Here is a 16,662-nt window from a genome sequence, read left to right as displayed (position 1 = left end):
GGTGCGTCGACGTGCGCGGCGCGTCCGGCGTGGACGACGTGGTGGTCGTCCCGTGGCCCTGCCGCGGCGGGACCAACCAGCAGTGACGGCTGCGCCCGGTGCCCGTGAGCGGAACGGACAAGACCTGCAACCCGGTCTCCGCCGGCTCCGGCACGTGCCTGGCCCCCAGCGGAGGCACGGGGCGAGAACCTTCACCCACCCGCTCTCCCAGCACGGTCCCGGCCCCTGGCCGACCTGCCACGACGGCTACCACTACCTCGCCACCACGACCCGGATTCGCCGGTCAGGTCACCCTGCGCAAGTCCCGCACCGTTCGGGGAGCAGCCCAGTGAGACGGCAGCGCGGCGGTGGCTCAGCCGCCGCGGCGCACGCGGGCGGCCCGGCGGGCCTCGGCGAGCTTGCGGGCCTCGTCGCCCTTGCGGGACGACCTGCTCCCGGAGCCGCTCTTCGCGTCCTTGGTGCTGCCCAGGCCGCGGAACGGGGCGTTGTGGTTCTTGGGCCGGGGTGCGGCCGAACCGCCGTCGAGCGGCTGTCCGGAGGGGGCCTTGGCGCCGGTGATCCGGCTGAGCTCGGCCTCCCCCGAGCGCACCTTGGTGACCTTGGGAGTGACGTCGGCGTCGGCCATGACCTGGCTGGTCTCGCGGCGCTGTCCGGACAGGACGAGCGTCACGACGGTGCCGGAACGGCCGGCCCGGGCCGTGCGGCCCGCGCGGTGCAGATAGTCCTTCGGGTCGGTGGCCGGGTCGACGTTGACCACGAGGTCGAGGTCGTCGACGTGCAGGCCGCGCGCGGCGACGTTCGTCGCCACCAGCGAGGTGACCTGCCCGCTCCTGAACTGGGCCAGGGTCCGGGTGCGCTGCGGCTGGGACTTGCCGCTGTGCAGGGCGGCGGCGGCCACACCGCTGGCGCGCAGATGCCGCGTGAGCTGGTCGACGCCGTGCTTGGTGTCCAGGAACAGCAGGACCCGGCCGTCCCGGGCGGCGATCTCCGTGGTCACGGCGTACCGGTCGGGGCCGTGCACGACGAAGACGTGGTGGTCGATCGCGGACACCGCGCTGGAGGAGGGGTCCACGGAGTGGACGACGGGGTCGCGCAGGTAGCCGCGCACCAGTTGGTCGACGTCGCGGTCGAGGGTGGCGGAGAACAGCATCCGCTGCCCGTCGGCGCGCACCTGGTCCAGGATCTCGGTGACCTGCGGCAGGAAGCCCATGTCACACATCTGGTCGGCCTCGTCCAGGACCGCGATGCGCACCCGTCCGAGGCGGCAGCCCTTGCGCTCGACGAGGTCGTGCAGGCGGCCGGGTGTGGCGACGACGATCTCGGCGCCGTCCCGCAGCGCGGCGCTCTGCCGTCCGATGGACACACCGCCCACCACGGTCGCCAGCCGCAGCCGCAGGGCCTCGGCGTACGGGGTGAGGACCTCGCCGACCTGCTGCGCAAGCTCCCTGGTGGGCACGAGGACGAGCGCCAGTGGTTCCTTGGGCTGCGCGCGGTGCCCGGCCGTCCGGGCGAGCATCCCCAGGCCGAAGGCGAGGGTCTTGCCCGATCCGGTACGGCCGCGGCCCAGGACGTCACGTCCCGCGAGCGCGTCCGGCAGGGTCGCCGCCTGGACGGGGAAGGGGACGGTCACACCCTGCTCGTCCAGCGTCCGCAGCATCGCGGCCGGGAGTCCGAGCTGCGCGAAGGACGTCACCGAGGGCGGCGCCGGGTCCTGACCGTCGCCCTGTGCTGCTGCGCTCACTGAAAGCCTTCCTCCGAGGAAACCGAACCGGGGAAGGCGCGGTGGGGACGCGTCACCGGCCGGGCCACCGAGAGGGGCACCGGCGCGGTGAGCGGCAAACAGCCAACGCTAGCACGGGGCGCTGCGCGGGGGTTTCTCCTAACCGTTCTCCTGGTCGCGGTGGCCGACCGTGAGGATGCCCTTCGTCCTCGCTCCGGTCCTGTTGTCGTAGAGGACGTCGCCGGTGGACTTCTTCCAGATCTTGATGCGGAAGGTGTCCGGGCCGTCGGTGGCGGTGATCCGGAAGGCGTAGCCGCTCTTGCCGCCCACGGTGCCGGTGCCCTGGTAGACGGCCTGGGAGTCGCTCACCACGAGCCAGTCGGAGCCGGTCGAGCGGAAGGTGAGCCGGGCGGGCCCGAAAAGGAACGTGGCCGTGCCGGTGGGGGCGGTGGCTCCCTTGCGGTACCGGGCGGCCAGGGTGAACGCCGCCTTGCCGGTCAGGTGCGGCCTGCCGGGGTAGGCACCGGCCGGCGAGGTGAGCGTCCCGGCTCCGGCGGCGGGTCCGGCGGCCCGGTCGTAGACGATCAGCTCCGGGAGGGTGGTGATGTCCCGGCCGGAGTCGTCGTCGGTCACCGTGACGGCCGGGCGGTGGATGCCGGCGTCGTCGTAGACGTGGGTGGCGCGGCATCCGGAGCCGGTGACGGTGCCGGTCGTCGGGCGGCCGCCGTCCTTCCAGTCGACTGTGCAGGTGTGGCTGTCGGAGGTACCCGGGTCGTCGAAGGAGACGGTGATCACGGCGGTCTTGCCGGCCGGGAGCGGTGCGCCGGGGCCCTTGGCGGACGTGATCGCCGGGGCGGCGTTGGAGACCTTGACGGTGGTGGTGTCGGTGGAGCGTCCGCTGGTCAGGGTCGCCCGGAAGGTGCCGTCGTCGGTGCAGGTGAGGGTCGTGCGGGCCGCCGTGGGGTCGTCGACGGTGCACGGGGCGCCGTCCTCGGTGGTCCACTTGGCGGTGCCCGCTCCGGAGACGGTGCCGGCGAGGGTGATCGCCTCGCCCTCGGCCCCGGTGGCGTCGGGCCCGGCGTGGACGACGGTGACCGGGTCGATGCCGCCGAGGGTCGGGACGACCTTCTCGATCAGGCCGTCGGAGCCGAACTCCAGCTTGTCGATGGTGGTTTCACGGTGGGTGCCGTCGCCGCCGGGGATGGCGAAGCGGTGGTAGGCGATGTACCAGTCGTCGGTGTTCGGGACGTGCACGACGGAGTGGTGGCCCGGGCCCTTGATGCCCAGGGACAGGTCCTTCTCCAGGATCACGCCCCGCTTGGTCCAGGGGCCGGTGGGCGAGGGGCCGGTCGCGTAGGCGACGCGGTAGTTCTCGTCCCGGGTGTCGTTCTCCGACCACATGAAGTAGTAGGTGCCCTTGCGCTTGATGACGAAGGTGCCCTCGTTGTATCCGCTCGGGGTGATGTCGGTGACCTTCGCGGTGTCGATGGAGGTCATGTCGTCGCCCAGGGGGACGACGTAGGCGCGGCCGTTGCCCCAGTAGAGGTACTGCTTGCCGTCGTCGTCGGTGAAGACCGCCGGGTCGATCATCTGGCCCGGGAAGTCACCGGCCTTGAGCAGGGGCTTGCCCAGGGCGTCCTTGAAGGGGCCGGTGGGCGAGTCGGAGACGGCCACGCCGATGTTGGCGTCGGCGCAGAAGTAGAAGTAGTACCTGCCGTCCTTCTCGGTCATCGCCGGTGCCCAGGCCCTGCTGTCCGCCCAGCTGACGTCCGGCCCGAGGTCGAGGATGACGCCGTGGTCCTTCCAGTGGACGAGGTCCGTGGAGGAGTAGGCCTTGAACCGCGTGCCGCTCCAGCCCTCGAAGCCGTCGGTGGTCGGGTAGAGGTAGAAGGTGTCGCCGAAGCGGACGATGTTCGGGTCGGCGTTCAGCCCCGGCAGGACCGGGGTCTTCATGATCAGCGCGGAGACCTTCCAGGTGCGCTTCTCGCCGTCCGACCCGGTGACCTCGTACGTCACCGGGTCGGTGAAGTCGCGGACGGTGCCGGAGGCGGGGCTGATGGTCGCGCCCTCGGCGAGGGTGAACTCGGGTGCCAGCTCGGTGAGATCGGTGCCCGCTTTCATCGGCAGGGTGATCGTGCCGGCCGCGTTGTCGACGAGCGCGTCGACCTTGAGTGCCGGGTGGGTGGCCTTGGCGATGCCTGCCGTGTTGCCGCTGATCGCCATGACCTCGGTGCCGGTGAGGGCACGGTCGTAGACGCGGAAGTCGTCGACCTCGCCGCCGAAGTACGGGTCGGCGGCGTACAGGGACTTGCCGATGTAGCCGCTGTGGTCCTTGGCCGCGCTGTACAGCTCGGACGGTTTGACGGTGGTCGTGGTGCGGGCCGCCTCGATGCCGTCGGCGTAGAGGACCATCGTGCCGGTGGCACCGTCCAGGGTCACCGTGACGTGCCGCCACTGGCCGGGGGTGAGCTGCGAGCCGGCCGTCAGCTTCGACTCCGCCGACCAACTCGCCTTGGTGATGGCCGAGTAGAGGCTGGAGCCGCCGTTGGACGGGGTGGCGAACAGGTACTTGTCGCTGTCAGGTCCGAGCCCGAAGAGCCACTGGAAGCTGCTGCCGCCCTTCCACTTGGCGTACGTCGACACGGTCACGCTGCCGGCGTTCTTCAGCACCCCGTTCGGGATCCTCACGTACGGCGAGTCGGACGAGTCGCCGGACATCCTGAACGAGCCGCCGTGGACGCCGGTGCCGAAGTCGGGTGTGCGGACGTAGGTGCCGTGGTAGCCGTGCCCGCTGGAGTCACGGGCGATGCTGCCGCCCGTCTCGTCGAAGTCGTAGTGCAGCAGCAGGCCCGCGGGGACGTCCGGCCCTTCGGCGGACACGGTGACCTCGGCGCGGACCGGGATCGCGGTGCCGTCGGGCAGACTGCCGGTCACGGTGAAGGTGCCGGCCTGGGCGTACGCGGATGCCGGGACGTCCTCCCAGGTGACCGCGACGGGACGCTTGACGCCGTCGGCGTACTCGGCGATCACCGTGGCCGGCAGGACCGGGGCGTCGCCGACCCGGGTCTTCACCGACACGTCCTCGACGCTCTTCACGATCTGGTCGGGCTGGTAGGCGCGCAGCAGCCGGTCGTACTCGGCCTGGGTGACCGGCAGCACGGTGCCGTGGCGGGGCTTGGCGGGCAGGTCGTAGCCGGTGGAGGGGGTCCAGGTGCCGGAGTCGAGGTCGGTCGTCTCGAACGGGATGTAGCCGCGTCCGCCGAACTCGTCGAGGAAGGCGTACCACTTCTCCTCGGTGTTGGACTTGAACACCAGCGGCCCCTCGGCGGCGTTCATGGCTCCCTTGCCGATGCCCTCGGCGACCGGGGTCCAGGAGGGGCTGAGGATCGAGTCGCTCTTCTCCTGGAAGATGAACTTGCTGTTGGGCGTGGAGGAGGTGTTGTTCCGCTCGTCCTTGGAGAGGCGGTAGTACGTGCCGTCGTGGCGGATCATCGTGGAGTCGATGACCGAGTAGCCGCGGTCGATCCACACCTTGGGCTCGCTGAAGGAGTAGAAGTCGCGGGTGGTGGCGTACATCATGCGGTTGTAGGTGTCGCCGGAGTGGTCGGGGTTGTCGTACAGCTTCGACGCCCAGAAGACGACGTACTCGCCGCGCTCGGCGTCGTAGAACGCCTCCGGCGCCCAGGTGTTGCCGGCGCTGTCGGGTGAGACCTTCACCAGGCGCTGGTTCGTCCAGTGCACCAGGTCGGTGGACTCCCAGACCATGATGGACTTGCTGCCGGTGCGCTGGGAGGCGTCCCAGTCGCCGTTGCCGTAGATCCTGAGGTCGGTGGCGATCTGGTAGAACTTGTCGCCCTCCGGGGAGCGGATGATGAACGGGTCGCGCAGGCCCTTCTCGCCGAGCGTGGAGGTCAGGACCGGCTTGCCGTCGTTCAGCTCGCGCCAGTGCAGCGGGTCGTCGCCCTTGCTGAGGGCGGCGTAGAGCTGTTCGCCGTCGGAGGTGCTCTCGCCGGTGAAGTAGCTGAACATGTAGCCCTTGAGGGGCGCGGCGGCCGGGAGTTCGGGCACCTTGGCCGTCAGGACGCGGGTCGCCTTCGCCTGGCCCTTCCTGACGGTGGCGGTCAGTTCGACGGCGGTGGTGCCGTCGCCGTGCGCGGGGCGGTGGACCTCGCCGTCGGCCGAGACGACGTCCGGCTTCGCCGAGGACCAGGTGACGGTCGTGCCGAGGGCTCCGCTCCCGGGGAGGGTGAGGTTGCCGCGGGCGTCGTCGAGGTTGTGGACCGTGAGCGCCTCGGCCGCCTGGCGGACGGCCGCGGCGTCGTCGAGTGCGGGCCGGACCGTGACCTCGAAGGTCTTGGTGCCGGTCACGGTGCCCTTCTTCAGGGTCGCCGTGAGGGTGGCGTGGCCGTCGGGTGAACCGGCCTCGGGGCGTGTCACCTTGCCGATGTCCGACACCACGGACGGGGTGTCGCTCTTCCAGCTGATCGCGGAGCCGCCCGCCGGGCCGGTCTTCGGCAGGTCCAGGTCGGAGGTGACACCGCTGGTGTCGCCGAGGCTGAGGGCGTCCTTGTCGTCGGCGACGCCCCGGGTGGCGACGGGGAGGGAGAGCTGCTCGACCTCCGGGCCGTTCAGGGCCCTGTCGTACACCCGGAAGTCGCGGATGCGGCCCTTGAAGAGCTTGTCGCCGTCGTAGACGGACTTGCCGATGTAGTTGGCCTTGGTGGTGCCGGAGCCGATGGCGCCGGGCGTGGTGGTGACGGAGGTGTTGCGGCCGACCTCGACGCCGTCCTCGTAGAGCACGCCCGTGGAGCCGGTCTGGGCGTAGGTGACGTGCTTCCACACACCGCGGGTCAGGTTGTGGGAGTCGGACGGCTTGGTGGTCTGCTCGGTCGACCAGTTGCCCGTCGCGACGGAGGAGCGGAAGGAGTTGCCGGTGGTGAACAGGTAGCCGTTGCCGGCGCCCGCGCTGGTGTTGCCGAAGCCGTAGAGGAAGTACGGGGTGGTCTGGGCGGGGTCGATCAGCACGTCCATGGAGACGGTGATCGCGTCCATGCCCTTCATGACGTCGTCCGGCACCTTGACGTAGGTGTCCGAGCCGTTGAAGGCGAGCCCCTGGCCGGTGGCCGACCAGTCGGCGGTGCCGTTGACCGCGCCGTTCCGGCCGTTGCCGGAGGCGTCGGTGGCGGTGCCGCCCGAGGTCGCGTCGAACTTGTACCAGAGGGCCAGGCCGTCGGTGATGTCCGCGGTTTCGGCAGCCGGGGCCGCCTGCGCGGGGGCGGTGGGTCCGGCGAGGGTGAGCAGTATCGACGCGGCGGTCAGTGCGGCGAGATGGCCCGCCCGGCGTCTCGCGCGGCTGCGGAGTCGTGCGACGTGCGTCATGTCGGGTTCCCTGCTGAGGCATGGCTGATGACGGACAAGGCGGAACGGAAAAGGACGAGCGGCCGACGAGGCGCCGGCAAGTCCTTGCCAGGAGCCTGCCGTTGCACGCAGGTGACGTGTGTGGCGAGAGTCTCAGCGACGCCCGGGGCAGCGTCAAGAGGTTTCGAACAATGTCCGACAGGTCGAACAACCGCCCCGGGTCGCGACTGCCGTCGGTCAGCGGGGGCGGACGCCTCGCGGGCGGGTCAGCTCTCGCCCCTCGTCGCCACCACGGCCCAGGTGCGGTGCGGGACGTGGACGACCTCACCGGGGAACCGGTCACGCAGCACCCGCCCCAGGGCCGCGTCAAAACGCTCCACCTCGTCCGGCGGCAGGCTTGCGCCGACCCCGGCGCTGGCCCGGATCCGGCCCCGCCACGCCTCGGGCGGGTACGGCACGTCCAGATCGAAGGAGAACGTCTCGATGCCGGTGAAGCCCGAGGTGGCCAGGTCGGTCAGCCATCGCGGGTACAGGCCGGTGCCACCGCCCAGCGTCCAGGCCGGGTTGAAGGCGAGGATCAGCTCCTCGGTCGCCTCGACCACGTTGCCCGGCAGGGGCAGCCAGTCGAAGTGGGCGATGACCACCCGGCCGCCGGGGCGCAGCAGCCGCCGCAGCTCGGCCCCGGCCTTCGGCGCGTCGAACCAGTGCCAGCACTGACCCGCCGTCACCACGTCGTACGACGCGTCCGGCAGCCCCGTCGCTTCCGCCGTGCCCACCCGGTAGTCGGTCTCCACCCCGGCTTCCCGGTCGAGTTCCCGGGCCTGTTCGAGCAGCGGCCCCGCCGGGTCCAGGCCGGTCACCCGCGCCCCCGCCTGCGCGCACAGCCGGGCCAGGGCCCCGGTGCCGGTTCCGACGTCGAGCACGTCCTTGCCGGGGAGGGCGATGCCGTGCCGGTACAGGTGCGAGACGAGCTGCGGGGGAAATCCGGCGCGATGGCGGCCGTAGTCCTGCGCGGTGAGCCCGAAGTCCGGACGGAACGAGCTGGTCATGGCGGGTCTCCGTTCTGCCGGGCCGTCACCCGGGCCCAGCTGTCGTACATCGGCACCGGGAAGCGACGCTTTGACGGACGAGGACTGGTAGCTTCTACAGTGTTGTAGAAGCTACCGACGCTTATGGAGTTCACATGGCCCTGTGGGACCGCCTCAAGGAATCCGCCACGACGATGCAGACCCAGCTGAACGCGAAGAAGAACGACCTGAAGAGCGGCGCCTTCCGCGACTCCAGTATGGCCATGTGCGCCCTCGTGGCCGCCGCCGACGGCACGGTCGACCCGTCCGAGCGGCAGCGCGTCGCCCAGCTCATCGCCACCAACGAGGTGCTGCAGAACTTCCCCGCCGACGACCTGCGCCGCCGCTTCGAGGACAACCTCGACAAGCTGACCGCCGACTTCGACTTCGGCAAGGTGAGCGTCATGCAGGAGATCGCCAAGGCGAAGAAGAAGCCGGCCGAGGCGCGGGCCGTCGTCCAGATCGGCATCGTCATCGGCGGCGCCGACGGCGACTTCGACAAGGACGAGCAGGCGGTGGTCCGCGAGGCGTGCTACGCCCTCGACCTGCCGCCGCACGAGTTCGATCTCTGAGACCCGGCGCACCTGCGGCCAACGCGGTGTTCCCCGGCTGTGTCGGGCGGCCGGGGCCCACGCATTCGGCCATGCTGGGGCTGGTCGGCACCATTTGCCCCCTCTCCGCATGACAAGGAGCCCCGCATGCCCACGGACCCGCTCGGACGATTCCTGGCAGCTCTGGACCCGGAGCACCGCGAGGCGATCGGCACCAGGCCGCGCCAGGAGCAGGAGCGCCTCGCGGCGGCCTGGGAACGGGAACTGGAGGCGGACGACGAACTCGACACCCTCGACGAACTGTCGCCGCCCGCGGCCGAGGCCGAGGCGGCCCGCCGCGTCCTGGAGCGCGAGAGCGACTAGGGCACACCGGCCGCCCCCTGCCGCCCGGGCCGGGTCCGGGACGGCTCCGCCCGTCCGCGCAGGCGCGACCTCGTTGCGCCGCGCAGGACTTGAGAGGCGGGGACCATGACACGGGACGAGCTGATCCGACCGGTGCCGGCGCTGCCGAAGGAGCACGCAGAGCCGGCACCGGAGCGGGTCGCCCACGCCGACTCCGCGCGGGGCGCCACCTTCGCCCGGCCCGGAGCGCGGCACCCGCGCGCACTGGCCGGTGTCCCGCACCACCCGCGCTCCTGGACGCCGAGCCGGCCCACGTCCTGAAGGACATCCGCGCCGCGTTCGTCATCGCCGACGCCGCACACCTGGTGCGGCTGCGACGCCTGTGACCGTCCTACGACGGCGTAGCAGCAGGATTGTCCGTGATCCGTAACAGGCGGATCCGCCGGGCACGTTCCGCCCTCTTGCCGTATGCACGGGCTGCACAGCGAGGGCGAAGGAACGAAGAACATGGTGCGAAGTGGCGGGCGGGGCTGGTACGCCAAGGTGCTTGCGGCGGCGCTCGGGGTGACCGCGGTGGCCGGTATGAGCGCGTTCTGGAACGCGCAGGTCGGTTCCGGCGATGAGCGACCCGCCCGGGGCGTTGCGGCGCCTCCCGCTACGTCGCAGGGCCGAAAGTCGGCGCCCGTTCCGGCGGGCATCGCGCACGCCTCGGACGCGGGGGCCCGGGGCGTCAACATCACCATCGACGACGGACCGGACCCCGACTGGACCCCCGAGGTGCTGGGGGTGCTGCGGGACAACGGCGTGAAGGCCACGTTCTGCATGGTGGGCACGCAGGCCCGCGCCCATCCGGACCTGGTCAAGGCGGTGGTGGCGGCCGGGCACCGGCTCTGCGACCACACCGTCTCGCACGACGTCACCATGGACCGCAAGTCCGAGGCCTACCAGTCACAGCAGATCCTGGACGCCGAACGCATGATCACCAAGGCGTCCGGCGGCGTCCGCCCGCTGTACTACCGGGCGCCCGGCGGAGCCTTCACCCCCTACAGCCGTCACCTCGCCGCGTCCCACGGGATGCGGCCGCTGGGCTGGAACATCGACTCCAAGGACTTCGAACGGCCCGGCACCCAGGCCATGGTGGCCACCGTCAAGAACGAGATCTCCAACGGCCCGACCCTGCTCTTCCACGACGCGGGCGGAGACCGCTCGCAGACCGTCGCCGCCCTGCGAGAGGTCCTGCCGTGGCTGAAGGAGCAGGGGTACTCCTTCGGTTTCCCCGTGCGCTAGGTGTGCTGTCCGGAGAGGTTGGTGACGCGGCCGGCCGATCCGGAGGGCGGTCACGGGCCGCCGAAGCCGTGCTCCGAGAGGTCGAACCAGTTGCCCTCCGGGTCCATCGCCCGGTACTCGGCGAAGGGACGATTCGTGAAGCGTTCGGCCGGTTTCGGGGTACCGGCCGCCGTGAGGGCCTCGGAGGTGGCGGCCGTGTCCGTGATGTGGAAGCCGAAGTGGTTCATACCGACCGGGGTGTCACCGTCGAGCTGATGCTTGATCAGGGCGAGTGACAGGTAGCCGTCGGACAGGAAGCAACTGCCGTCCGGGTCGCGGTGGAACAGCTCCATCGCGAAGACCGAGGAGTAGAACCGGGCGAGTCGCTCCGGGTCGCGGGCCACGAGGGCCAGGTGGCGCAGCTTGGGCCGGGCGGCGGCGCCGTCCGGGACGGGCTCCCTCTCCGTGTCGCGGGCCGGCTGTACCGGGCGGGATGCGGGGATCATGTTGTGGAACGCCCTGATCAGCCAGGGGTGCTCCGGGGTCCGCTCCACGACGGCCAGCGCGTGGGTGGTGGTGAGCGGCTCCCCGCCGGGGGCGACGACGGTGGACTCCGCCTCGACGGTGGCCAGGTCGGGTCCGAGGAAGCGGATGGCGACGATCCGCGCGTCGAGGACGGTCCCGGCGTAGGGACCGTCGAAGAGCGCGGCGTGTCCGGCCTCGATGCCGTCACGGCCCGGCGGCTTGTCGCCGCGTACGGTCGTGAAGTCGCAGTCCTGCGTGAAGTTCGCGGCGAAGTGCGTGGCGTCGCCCGCCGCCCAGCCCCGGGCCATCTCCGCCCACAGGGCGCGGATCCGCCCGCTGTCGTCCCGCGTCGCGTCGGTCTGATGCATGGTGGTCACGCCTCCAGGGGTGAACTCGTGCGGATGCGCAGGGCGACCCCGGGGCACCGGGCGCCCTCGGCGGGATGCTCGGCGGGCGGCGCCCAGGCGGCCAGGGCGTGGTAGAAGGCACCGCCCCGGCGCTCCAGGTAGCAGATGACGTTCAGGGGCCAGCCGGTGCGGCCGAAGAGGTGGACGTCCATGGGGGTCGGGCGCTCGCTGAGAACGTGTCCGCGTGCCGACGGCGGGCCCAGGCGGTGCCAGTCGGGATGCATGTGGATGGAGCCCAGCAGGTCCATCCCCAGGGCCTCGGCCTCGCGGGACGCCCGGAGGACGTCGCGGGAGTCCATCCACCAGCCGCGGTGCTCGTTCTCGTAGGCCGGCCCGAACTCCGGCACGATCGTGTCGCGGAACTCGCGCCGGGCCGCCGGGTCGCGGCTGCGGGCGTTGCGGCCGAAGGCGACGCGCCGCACCTGGTACGTCGTGGCTTCCGAGTACGTCGCCGCCTCCGCGTGGCCCAGCAGGAGCGCGAAACAGGGCAGCGGGGTCTCCGCGGTGACGAGCCGGTACTCGGCGACGGCCGCGGTGAGGAAGTCGGCGAGCGCCCTGTCGTCCATGAGGACGGTGGGCGGAGCGGGTGCGGTGGGGAGGTCCGCGAGATCGTCCAGGTCGTCCGGGTCCCCGGGCGTGGCGTCGGGTAAGGCGGACTCGGACGCGTTCGTCGCAGTGGGCATGCGTGTCTCCGTTGAGTGGGGGGTGGGGAAACCGACGGAGCGGATGCCCAGAATGTTATTGAGAGTTCACGGATTTTGAACGGCCGTCGTTCGGATCGTGGGGATTTCCCTATGGCTCGTCGGGGACTTGCGGTGGGCGGGGCCACGGGTCAGGCGTCCGGGCTCGGAACGCCGCGCTCGGCCGCGCCGCCCGCCCTGCCGGTACCGGCCTTCGGGGGAATTTCGGTCCGGCTCCGCTGCCCGGCGGCCGGTGGGTGGTACGGGCATGAGGTGTCCACGCCCCCCGACCCACCCGTCTCGGCACTGCCGGACCCGAACGACGCCGAATCACGGGTGCCGGGCGTGCTGCGCACGGCGGCCGCGTACGCGTGGCGGCTCATCGCCGTCGGCATCGTCGTCCGGGTCGCGTTCTCCGTGCTCGGGCAGTTCCACCGGATCGCCGTGGCCGTCTTCCTCGGCCTGGTCATCACGGCGGTGCTGCGCCCCGCGGCCGGGCTGCTGGCGCGCTTCATGCCCCGGCCGCTCGCGGTCGCCACCGCAGTCATCGGCGGCATCGTCCTCGTCCTCGGGGCGCTGGCCCTGGTGGGCGAGACCGTGGCGGACCAGCGGACGGGGCTGGAGAAGGAGTTCGTGGCGGGGATCGACCGGATCGAACGCCAACTGGAGGAACCGCCTTTCCGGCTGCCCGCGGACGCGTTCGACGATCTTCAGTCCCGGATCGGCAAGCTCCTGTCGGACCACCGCTCCACCCTCATCAGTACGGCGCTGAGCGGCGCGAGCAGGCTGGTGGAGGTGCTGACCGTGCTCGCGCTGGCCCTGTTCTGCGGGGTGTTCTTCACACACTCCGGGGAGAAGCAGTGGCAATGGCTGTGCCACCAGCTCCCCGAACGGGCCCGGGAGCGGTTCGCGGTCGGGGCCGGGGCGGCGTGGCGGACCTTCACCGGGTACACGCACGGCATCCTGCTGGTGGCGGCGACCAACGCGGTCCTGGTGGGCATCGCGCTGTTCGCTCTCGGGGTGCCGCTGGCCGTTCCGTTGGCCCTGCTGGAGTTCATGGCCGCGTTCATCCCCCTGATCGGCTCGCCCATCGCCCTGGCGGTGGCGGCGGTCGTCGCCCTGGCGTCGAAGGGGCCGCTCATCGCCTTGGTGGTCGTCGCCCTGATCGTGGTCATCGGCCAGATCGAGGGCCACCTGCTGCACCCCATCGTGATGAGCTGGGCCGTCCGTCTGCACCCGGTGGTGGTCGCGCTGGCGGTGGTCGGCGGGGCGGTGGCGGCGGGGGTGATCGGCGCGGTGGTGGCCGTACCGCTGGTGGCGGTGGTGTGGTCCGTGTACCAGGCCCTGCGGGGGCCCACGGGCGAACCGGCCTGAGCATCACCCCGGCAGGGCACGCGCGCAGGCGACGCGGGAAGGGGCGCGGGAGGGGGCGCGCAGGCGACGCGGGAGAGGGGCGTGCACCGGCCTCGCCGCGCTGGTCGCGGGCGGGCCGGTGCCGCTCGTCCGGTGCGTGCGGGGACGGGCGTCAGCCTCTGCGCCCCGTCGTGGAGGCGAAGCCCAGCCAGGTGTGGCGGTTGTTCCACCAGCACCAGCCGACCTTGGGGGCGTTGCGGCGCTCGCGGCCGTCCCGGCCGGTGCCGTTGCTGATCCAGATGGCCGGGGTGCGGGCGTCGAAGGTGCCGTTGGGCTTGCGCAGCCGGGAGCCGATGGTCATGAAGCAGAGGTTGCGCTCCAGGGCCTCGGGCTGCTGGAGCACCCAGTGGATGCCCTCGGTGAGCACCAGCGGGGTGCGGTCCTCCTTGGTCAGGGCCGGCAGGGCCTCGTCCGGGGACCAGTTGGACATGTGGTCGCCGCGGTCGATGCCGGTGACCAGGTAGAGCGGGGAGTCGGGCAGTTCGAGGGCGCAGGGGGCGAACGCGTCGACGTCGGGCATGTCGACGACGACGAAGCCCGGCTTGCCGTCGCGGCTCAGCAGCGGTGCGAGGGCGGAGGCGGGGGCCCGGTCCGGGTGCACGGCCAGCAGGGCACCGGCGCCGTCGGCCCCGGCTTCGGCTTCGGCCCGCGCGGCGAACGCGCGGATCTCGTCGGCGGTCAGACCGGCCCTCTCGTGCACCCCCAGCTCGATCAGCCGCTCGGCCTGCGCGCTCAGGGCCGGGAGTGCGGGGAGGACGGTGGACGGGTCGGGCGTGGTGTCGGGCACGATGCTCCTCGGGTCGACGACATGGGGCGAGCTCGGACGCGGGGCGAGCCCTGCCGCGGGGCGGACTCGGACCTGCGTGAACTCATGGGTAACGATCAGGTCCGCCGGGACGTTCCCGCTCCGCCCGGTCCGTCGCCCCCGCGCCTTTCCGTCCTGTCGCCCGCCCGCTGCGTTGCCCCCGCGCCCGTAGGCCGCTCGCCCGGTGCACCCACGGGCCGTGATCCTTGACCCGGTGTGCGGCCGTGCCCCTCCATGACACCATCCCTCCATGGAAGGGTTCTTGACACCTGATCAACTGTCCGCTCGTACCTCCCGCGCGCTGGCCGCCGCCGTCGCGGCCGGGCGAGATCTGGGGCTCGACGTGGGGGACGCGAGGGTCATCTACGACGTGTTCTCCGTCGTGGTGCACCTGGCTCCGTCGCCCGTGGTGGTCAGGGTGCCGACGGTGCTGCCCGCGTACGCCGACGCCGAGTACGGGGCCGCCCGGCAGCGGCAGGAGCTGGACGTGGTGGGGTGGCTCGCGGATCAGGGGCATCCGGTGATCCCGCCGAGTCCGCTCGTGCCCCGGGAGCCGGTGACGCGGGACGGGTTCTCGATGACGTTCTGGCAGTTCGTCGAGCTGGACCAGAGCGCCGAGCCCGACTATGTCCGCAACGCGGGCCTGGTCGCCGGGCTGCATGCCGCGCTGCGCGACTACCCGGGCGAGCTGCCCTTCCTGTCGGCGGCCGAACCGCGGTTCGTCACCGAGGGGCTGGCCGCGCTCGAAGGGCGCCCCGATCTGCTGGGTCCGGCCGATCTGGACCGGGCGCGGCGCGAGTGGGAGGTACTGGAGCCGGTCGTCGGCTCGCGGGAGGGGTTCGAGGCCGCGTTCCCCGGCGTCGGGTTCCAGCCGATCCATGGTGACGCCCCGGCGGCCAACATCGTCTCCGGGCCGGACGGCGTGCTGTACTCCGACTTCGAACTGACCACGCTCGGGCCGGTGGAGTGGGATCTGGCGGCTTTCGGCCCCGAGTGCGAGGCCGCGTACGACGCCGCCGCCGGGCCGTTGGGGCTGCGCCCGCTCGACCAGGACGTACTGCGGGTCGTCAACGCGGTGGGCATGTCCCGCGCGGTGGCCTGTCTCGCGCTCGCGCCGCAACTGCCCCTGCTGGTGGACGCGCTGAAGCCGGCCGTCGAGCAGTGGCGGAAGATGCCGTTCGCCGGCGGGTTGGACGCCTGAGGCCTGCCGCCGCGCGAGGGCCGCTCACTCGGGCAGCGGGCGGTCGTCGACGATGTGCTTCATCACGAGGGTGGAGTTGAGGCGCTGCACCCCGGGGAGCCGGGCGAGCTGCCGGTCGTAGAGCTGCTGGAAGGCGGTCAGATCGGTGGCGGCGACGCGCAGGAGGTAGTCGGGATCGCCGAACAGCCGCTGGGCCTGGAGCACGTGCGGGACGGCGGCCACCGCCTCCTCGAACGCGGAGACCGTGTCGGCGTCCTCCAGGCGCATGGTGACGAAGACCAGGGCCTCGAAGTTCAGGCCGACGGCGGCCGGGTCCACCACGGCGCGGTAGCCGCGGATCGCGCCCTCGCGCTCGAGATCGCGCAGCCTGCGGTGGCAGGGCGAGACGCTCAGTTTCACGCGTGCGGCCAGCTCGGTGACCGTGAGACGGCCGTCCAGCTGCAGCTCGGTGAGAATTTTCCGGTCCAGGGCATCCATGGAGAAGATTCTGCCCCAGATCCTGCGATCAAGGGGTAAAGAAGGGAACACCTTCGGCCGGATCCGGCCTAGCCTTCCTCTCGCACCACAGCATGTGAGAGGGAACGATCGATGGACACGACCACGCTGGCGGCCTTCCTGGCCGTGGATCTGCTGCTGATCTTCACGCCCGGTGCCGACTGGGCCTACGCGATCACGGCGGGCCTGCGGGACCGGTCGGTCGTGCCGGCGGTCGCCGGGCTGGTGGCCGGATACGCGGGGTACACCCTGCTCGCGGTGGCGGGGCTGGTGGTGATCGTGGCGAGCTCGGGGACGCTGCTCACCGCGCTGACCATGGCGGGGGCCGGCTACCTGGTGTGGCTCGGCTGGGGAGTGCTCCGCCGGCCGGCGACCCTGACGGCCTCCGGGGCGGAGTTGGGCACCGCGGGCGGCGGCTCCTCCCGGCTGCGGGTCATGCTCAAGGGGGTCGGGACCAGCGGGCTCAACCCCAAGGCACTGCTGCTGTACTTCTCGCTCTTCCCGCAGTTCATCGATCCCGCGGGGGCGTGGCCGGTGGCCGGTCAGACCGGCCTGCTCGGCTCGCTGCACATGACCGCCTGCGCCGTCGTCTACCTCACGGTCGGAGTCCTCGCCCGCACGGTCCTGAGGACCAGGCCCTCCGCGGCCCGGGCGATGACCCGGATCTCCGGCGCGATGATGATCGTGATCGGCGGGTTCCTGCTCGTGGAACGGCTGGCGGCGGGCTGACCGACCGGGTCCGTGTCGGTGGGTCCGAGCAGGCGATCCGCGCCACGATCCGAGCGTTCGCGCTGGTCACCGGGGCGCTTTCCGGAAGACGCGCCCCGGCGGG

15 protein-coding genes are annotated in these 16,662 nt (G+C 71.8%); 8 read left to right on the top strand and 7 right to left on the bottom strand.

Annotated elements, in window-relative coordinates:
* The first annotated feature begins 11 nt into the window (after positions 1–11).
* A complete protein-coding gene (locus ACFZDE_RS01210) occupies positions 12–86 on the top strand; it encodes a hypothetical protein (RefSeq protein ID WP_391197417.1) in 75 nt (24 codons plus the stop codon).
* A 266-nt stretch (positions 87–352) separates the two neighbouring features.
* Here the strand turns inward: ACFZDE_RS01210 and ACFZDE_RS01205 are convergent, their stop codons facing one another.
* From ACFZDE_RS01205 to ACFZDE_RS01195, 3 genes are all read right to left on the bottom strand, one after another.
* The gene (locus tag ACFZDE_RS01205; protein ID WP_391197415.1) at positions 353–1,657 is read right to left on the bottom strand and encodes a DEAD/DEAH box helicase; all 1,305 of its coding nucleotides are present in this window, start codon (positions 1,655–1,657) and stop codon (positions 353–355) included.
* Between the two features lie 222 nt (positions 1,658–1,879).
* The gene (locus ACFZDE_RS01200; protein ID WP_391196283.1) at positions 1,880–7,099 is read right to left on the bottom strand and encodes a family 43 glycosylhydrolase; all 5,220 of its coding nucleotides are present in this window, start codon (positions 7,097–7,099) and stop codon (positions 1,880–1,882) included.
* A gap of 245 nt (positions 7,100–7,344) precedes the next feature.
* The gene (locus ACFZDE_RS01195; RefSeq protein WP_391196281.1) at positions 7,345–8,127 is read right to left on the bottom strand and encodes a methyltransferase domain-containing protein; all 783 of its coding nucleotides are present in this window, start codon (positions 8,125–8,127) and stop codon (positions 7,345–7,347) included.
* A gap of 134 nt (positions 8,128–8,261) precedes the next feature.
* Here ACFZDE_RS01195 and ACFZDE_RS01190 point away from each other — a divergent pair, with 134 nt between their 5' ends.
* The 4 genes from ACFZDE_RS01190 to ACFZDE_RS01175 all read left to right on the top strand — a co-directional run bounded on the left by ACFZDE_RS01190 (position 8,262) and on the right by ACFZDE_RS01175 (position 10,325).
* Positions 8,262–8,717, top strand: coding sequence for a TerB family tellurite resistance protein (locus tag ACFZDE_RS01190; protein ID WP_390991621.1), 456 nt, complete (start codon positions 8,262–8,264; stop codon positions 8,715–8,717).
* 126 nt (positions 8,718–8,843) lie between these two features.
* A complete protein-coding gene (locus tag ACFZDE_RS01185; protein ID WP_390991624.1) occupies positions 8,844–9,059 on the top strand; it encodes a hypothetical protein in 216 nt (71 codons plus the stop codon).
* 105 nt (positions 9,060–9,164) lie between these two features.
* Positions 9,165–9,359 carry a hypothetical protein gene (locus ACFZDE_RS01180; RefSeq protein WP_391196278.1) on the top strand — a complete coding sequence of 65 codons (195 nt, stop codon included), beginning with the start codon at positions 9,165–9,167 and terminating at the stop codon, positions 9,357–9,359.
* Positions 9,360–9,545: 186 nt separating this feature from the next.
* Complete coding sequence (locus tag ACFZDE_RS01175; protein ID WP_391196275.1) at positions 9,546–10,325, top strand: polysaccharide deacetylase family protein; 780 nt, start codon at positions 9,546–9,548, stop codon at positions 10,323–10,325.
* Positions 10,326–10,375: 50 nt separating this feature from the next.
* On the opposite strand, the gene ACFZDE_RS01170 is transcribed toward ACFZDE_RS01175, so the two are convergent.
* On the bottom strand, positions 10,376–11,197 hold the full coding sequence (locus ACFZDE_RS01170) for an SgcJ/EcaC family oxidoreductase (protein ID WP_391197414.1): 822 nt from the start codon (positions 11,195–11,197) through the stop codon (positions 10,376–10,378).
* Positions 11,198–11,202: 5 nt separating this feature from the next.
* Positions 11,203–11,919 carry a hypothetical protein gene (locus ACFZDE_RS01165; RefSeq protein ID WP_391196273.1) on the bottom strand — a complete coding sequence of 239 codons (717 nt, stop codon included), beginning with the start codon at positions 11,917–11,919 and terminating at the stop codon, positions 11,203–11,205.
* 270 nt (positions 11,920–12,189) lie between these two features.
* On the opposite strand from ACFZDE_RS01165, the gene ACFZDE_RS01160 reads away from it, so the two are divergent.
* Positions 12,190–13,290, top strand: coding sequence for an AI-2E family transporter (locus ACFZDE_RS01160; protein ID WP_391196271.1), 1,101 nt, complete (start codon positions 12,190–12,192; stop codon positions 13,288–13,290).
* Positions 13,291–13,441: 151 nt separating this feature from the next.
* Here ACFZDE_RS01160 and ACFZDE_RS01155 read toward each other — a convergent pair whose 3' ends face one another.
* A complete protein-coding gene (locus ACFZDE_RS01155) occupies positions 13,442–14,116 on the bottom strand; it encodes a DUF5701 family protein (RefSeq protein ID WP_391196268.1) in 675 nt (224 codons plus the stop codon).
* 280 nt (positions 14,117–14,396) lie between these two features.
* Here ACFZDE_RS01155 and ACFZDE_RS01150 point away from each other — a divergent pair, with 280 nt between their 5' ends.
* Positions 14,397–15,335 carry a phosphotransferase family protein gene (locus ACFZDE_RS01150; RefSeq protein ID WP_391196266.1) on the top strand — a complete coding sequence of 313 codons (939 nt, stop codon included), beginning with the start codon at positions 14,397–14,399 and terminating at the stop codon, positions 15,333–15,335.
* 24 nt (positions 15,336–15,359) lie between these two features.
* Here the strand turns inward: ACFZDE_RS01150 and ACFZDE_RS01145 are convergent, their stop codons facing one another.
* Positions 15,360–15,812 (bottom strand): Lrp/AsnC ligand binding domain-containing protein, encoded by a 453-nt coding sequence (locus tag ACFZDE_RS01145; RefSeq protein WP_390991638.1) that lies wholly within the window; start codon positions 15,810–15,812, stop codon positions 15,360–15,362.
* Positions 15,813–15,923: 111 nt separating this feature from the next.
* Here ACFZDE_RS01145 and ACFZDE_RS01140 point away from each other — a divergent pair, with 111 nt between their 5' ends.
* Positions 15,924–16,559, top strand: coding sequence for a LysE family transporter (locus tag ACFZDE_RS01140; RefSeq protein ID WP_391196265.1), 636 nt, complete (start codon positions 15,924–15,926; stop codon positions 16,557–16,559).
* Positions 16,560–16,662: the final 103 nt, after the last annotated feature.

Origin of the sequence: Streptomyces sp. NPDC007929 (genome assembly GCF_042959065.1) — a bacterium.
GTDB lineage: Bacteria > Actinomycetota > Actinomycetes > Streptomycetales > Streptomycetaceae > Streptomyces.
Note: the sequence above shows the minus strand (reverse complement) of the source record. Positions and strands in the feature narration are given on the sequence as shown.

What these genes read in the sequence shown, in the direction of transcription:
- ACFZDE_RS01205 (WP_391197415.1), bottom strand. Translation starts at nt 1,657, where the DNA reads ATGCTGCGGACGCTGGACGAGCAGGGTGTGACCGTCCCCTTCCCCGTC.
- ACFZDE_RS01200 (WP_391196283.1), bottom strand. Translation starts at nt 7,099, where the DNA reads ATGACGCACGTCGCACGACTCCGCAGCCGCGCGAGACGCCGGGCGGGC.
- ACFZDE_RS01195 (WP_391196281.1), bottom strand. Translation starts at nt 8,127, where the DNA reads ATGACCAGCTCGTTCCGTCCGGACTTCGGGCTCACCGCGCAGGACTAC.
- ACFZDE_RS01190 (WP_390991621.1), top strand. Translation starts at nt 8,262, where the DNA reads ATGGCCCTGTGGGACCGCCTCAAGGAATCCGCCACGACGATGCAGACC.
- ACFZDE_RS01185 (WP_390991624.1), top strand. Translation starts at nt 8,844, where the DNA reads ATGCCCACGGACCCGCTCGGACGATTCCTGGCAGCTCTGGACCCGGAG.
- ACFZDE_RS01180 (WP_391196278.1), top strand. Translation starts at nt 9,165, where the DNA reads ATGACACGGGACGAGCTGATCCGACCGGTGCCGGCGCTGCCGAAGGAG.
- ACFZDE_RS01175 (WP_391196275.1), top strand. Translation starts at nt 9,546, where the DNA reads ATGGTGCGAAGTGGCGGGCGGGGCTGGTACGCCAAGGTGCTTGCGGCG.
- ACFZDE_RS01170 (WP_391197414.1), bottom strand. Translation starts at nt 11,197, where the DNA reads ATGCATCAGACCGACGCGACGCGGGACGACAGCGGGCGGATCCGCGCC.
- ACFZDE_RS01165 (WP_391196273.1), bottom strand. Translation starts at nt 11,919, where the DNA reads ATGCCCACTGCGACGAACGCGTCCGAGTCCGCCTTACCCGACGCCACG.
- ACFZDE_RS01145 (WP_390991638.1), bottom strand. Translation starts at nt 15,812, where the DNA reads ATGGATGCCCTGGACCGGAAAATTCTCACCGAGCTGCAGCTGGACGGC.
- ACFZDE_RS01140 (WP_391196265.1), top strand. Translation starts at nt 15,924, where the DNA reads ATGGACACGACCACGCTGGCGGCCTTCCTGGCCGTGGATCTGCTGCTG.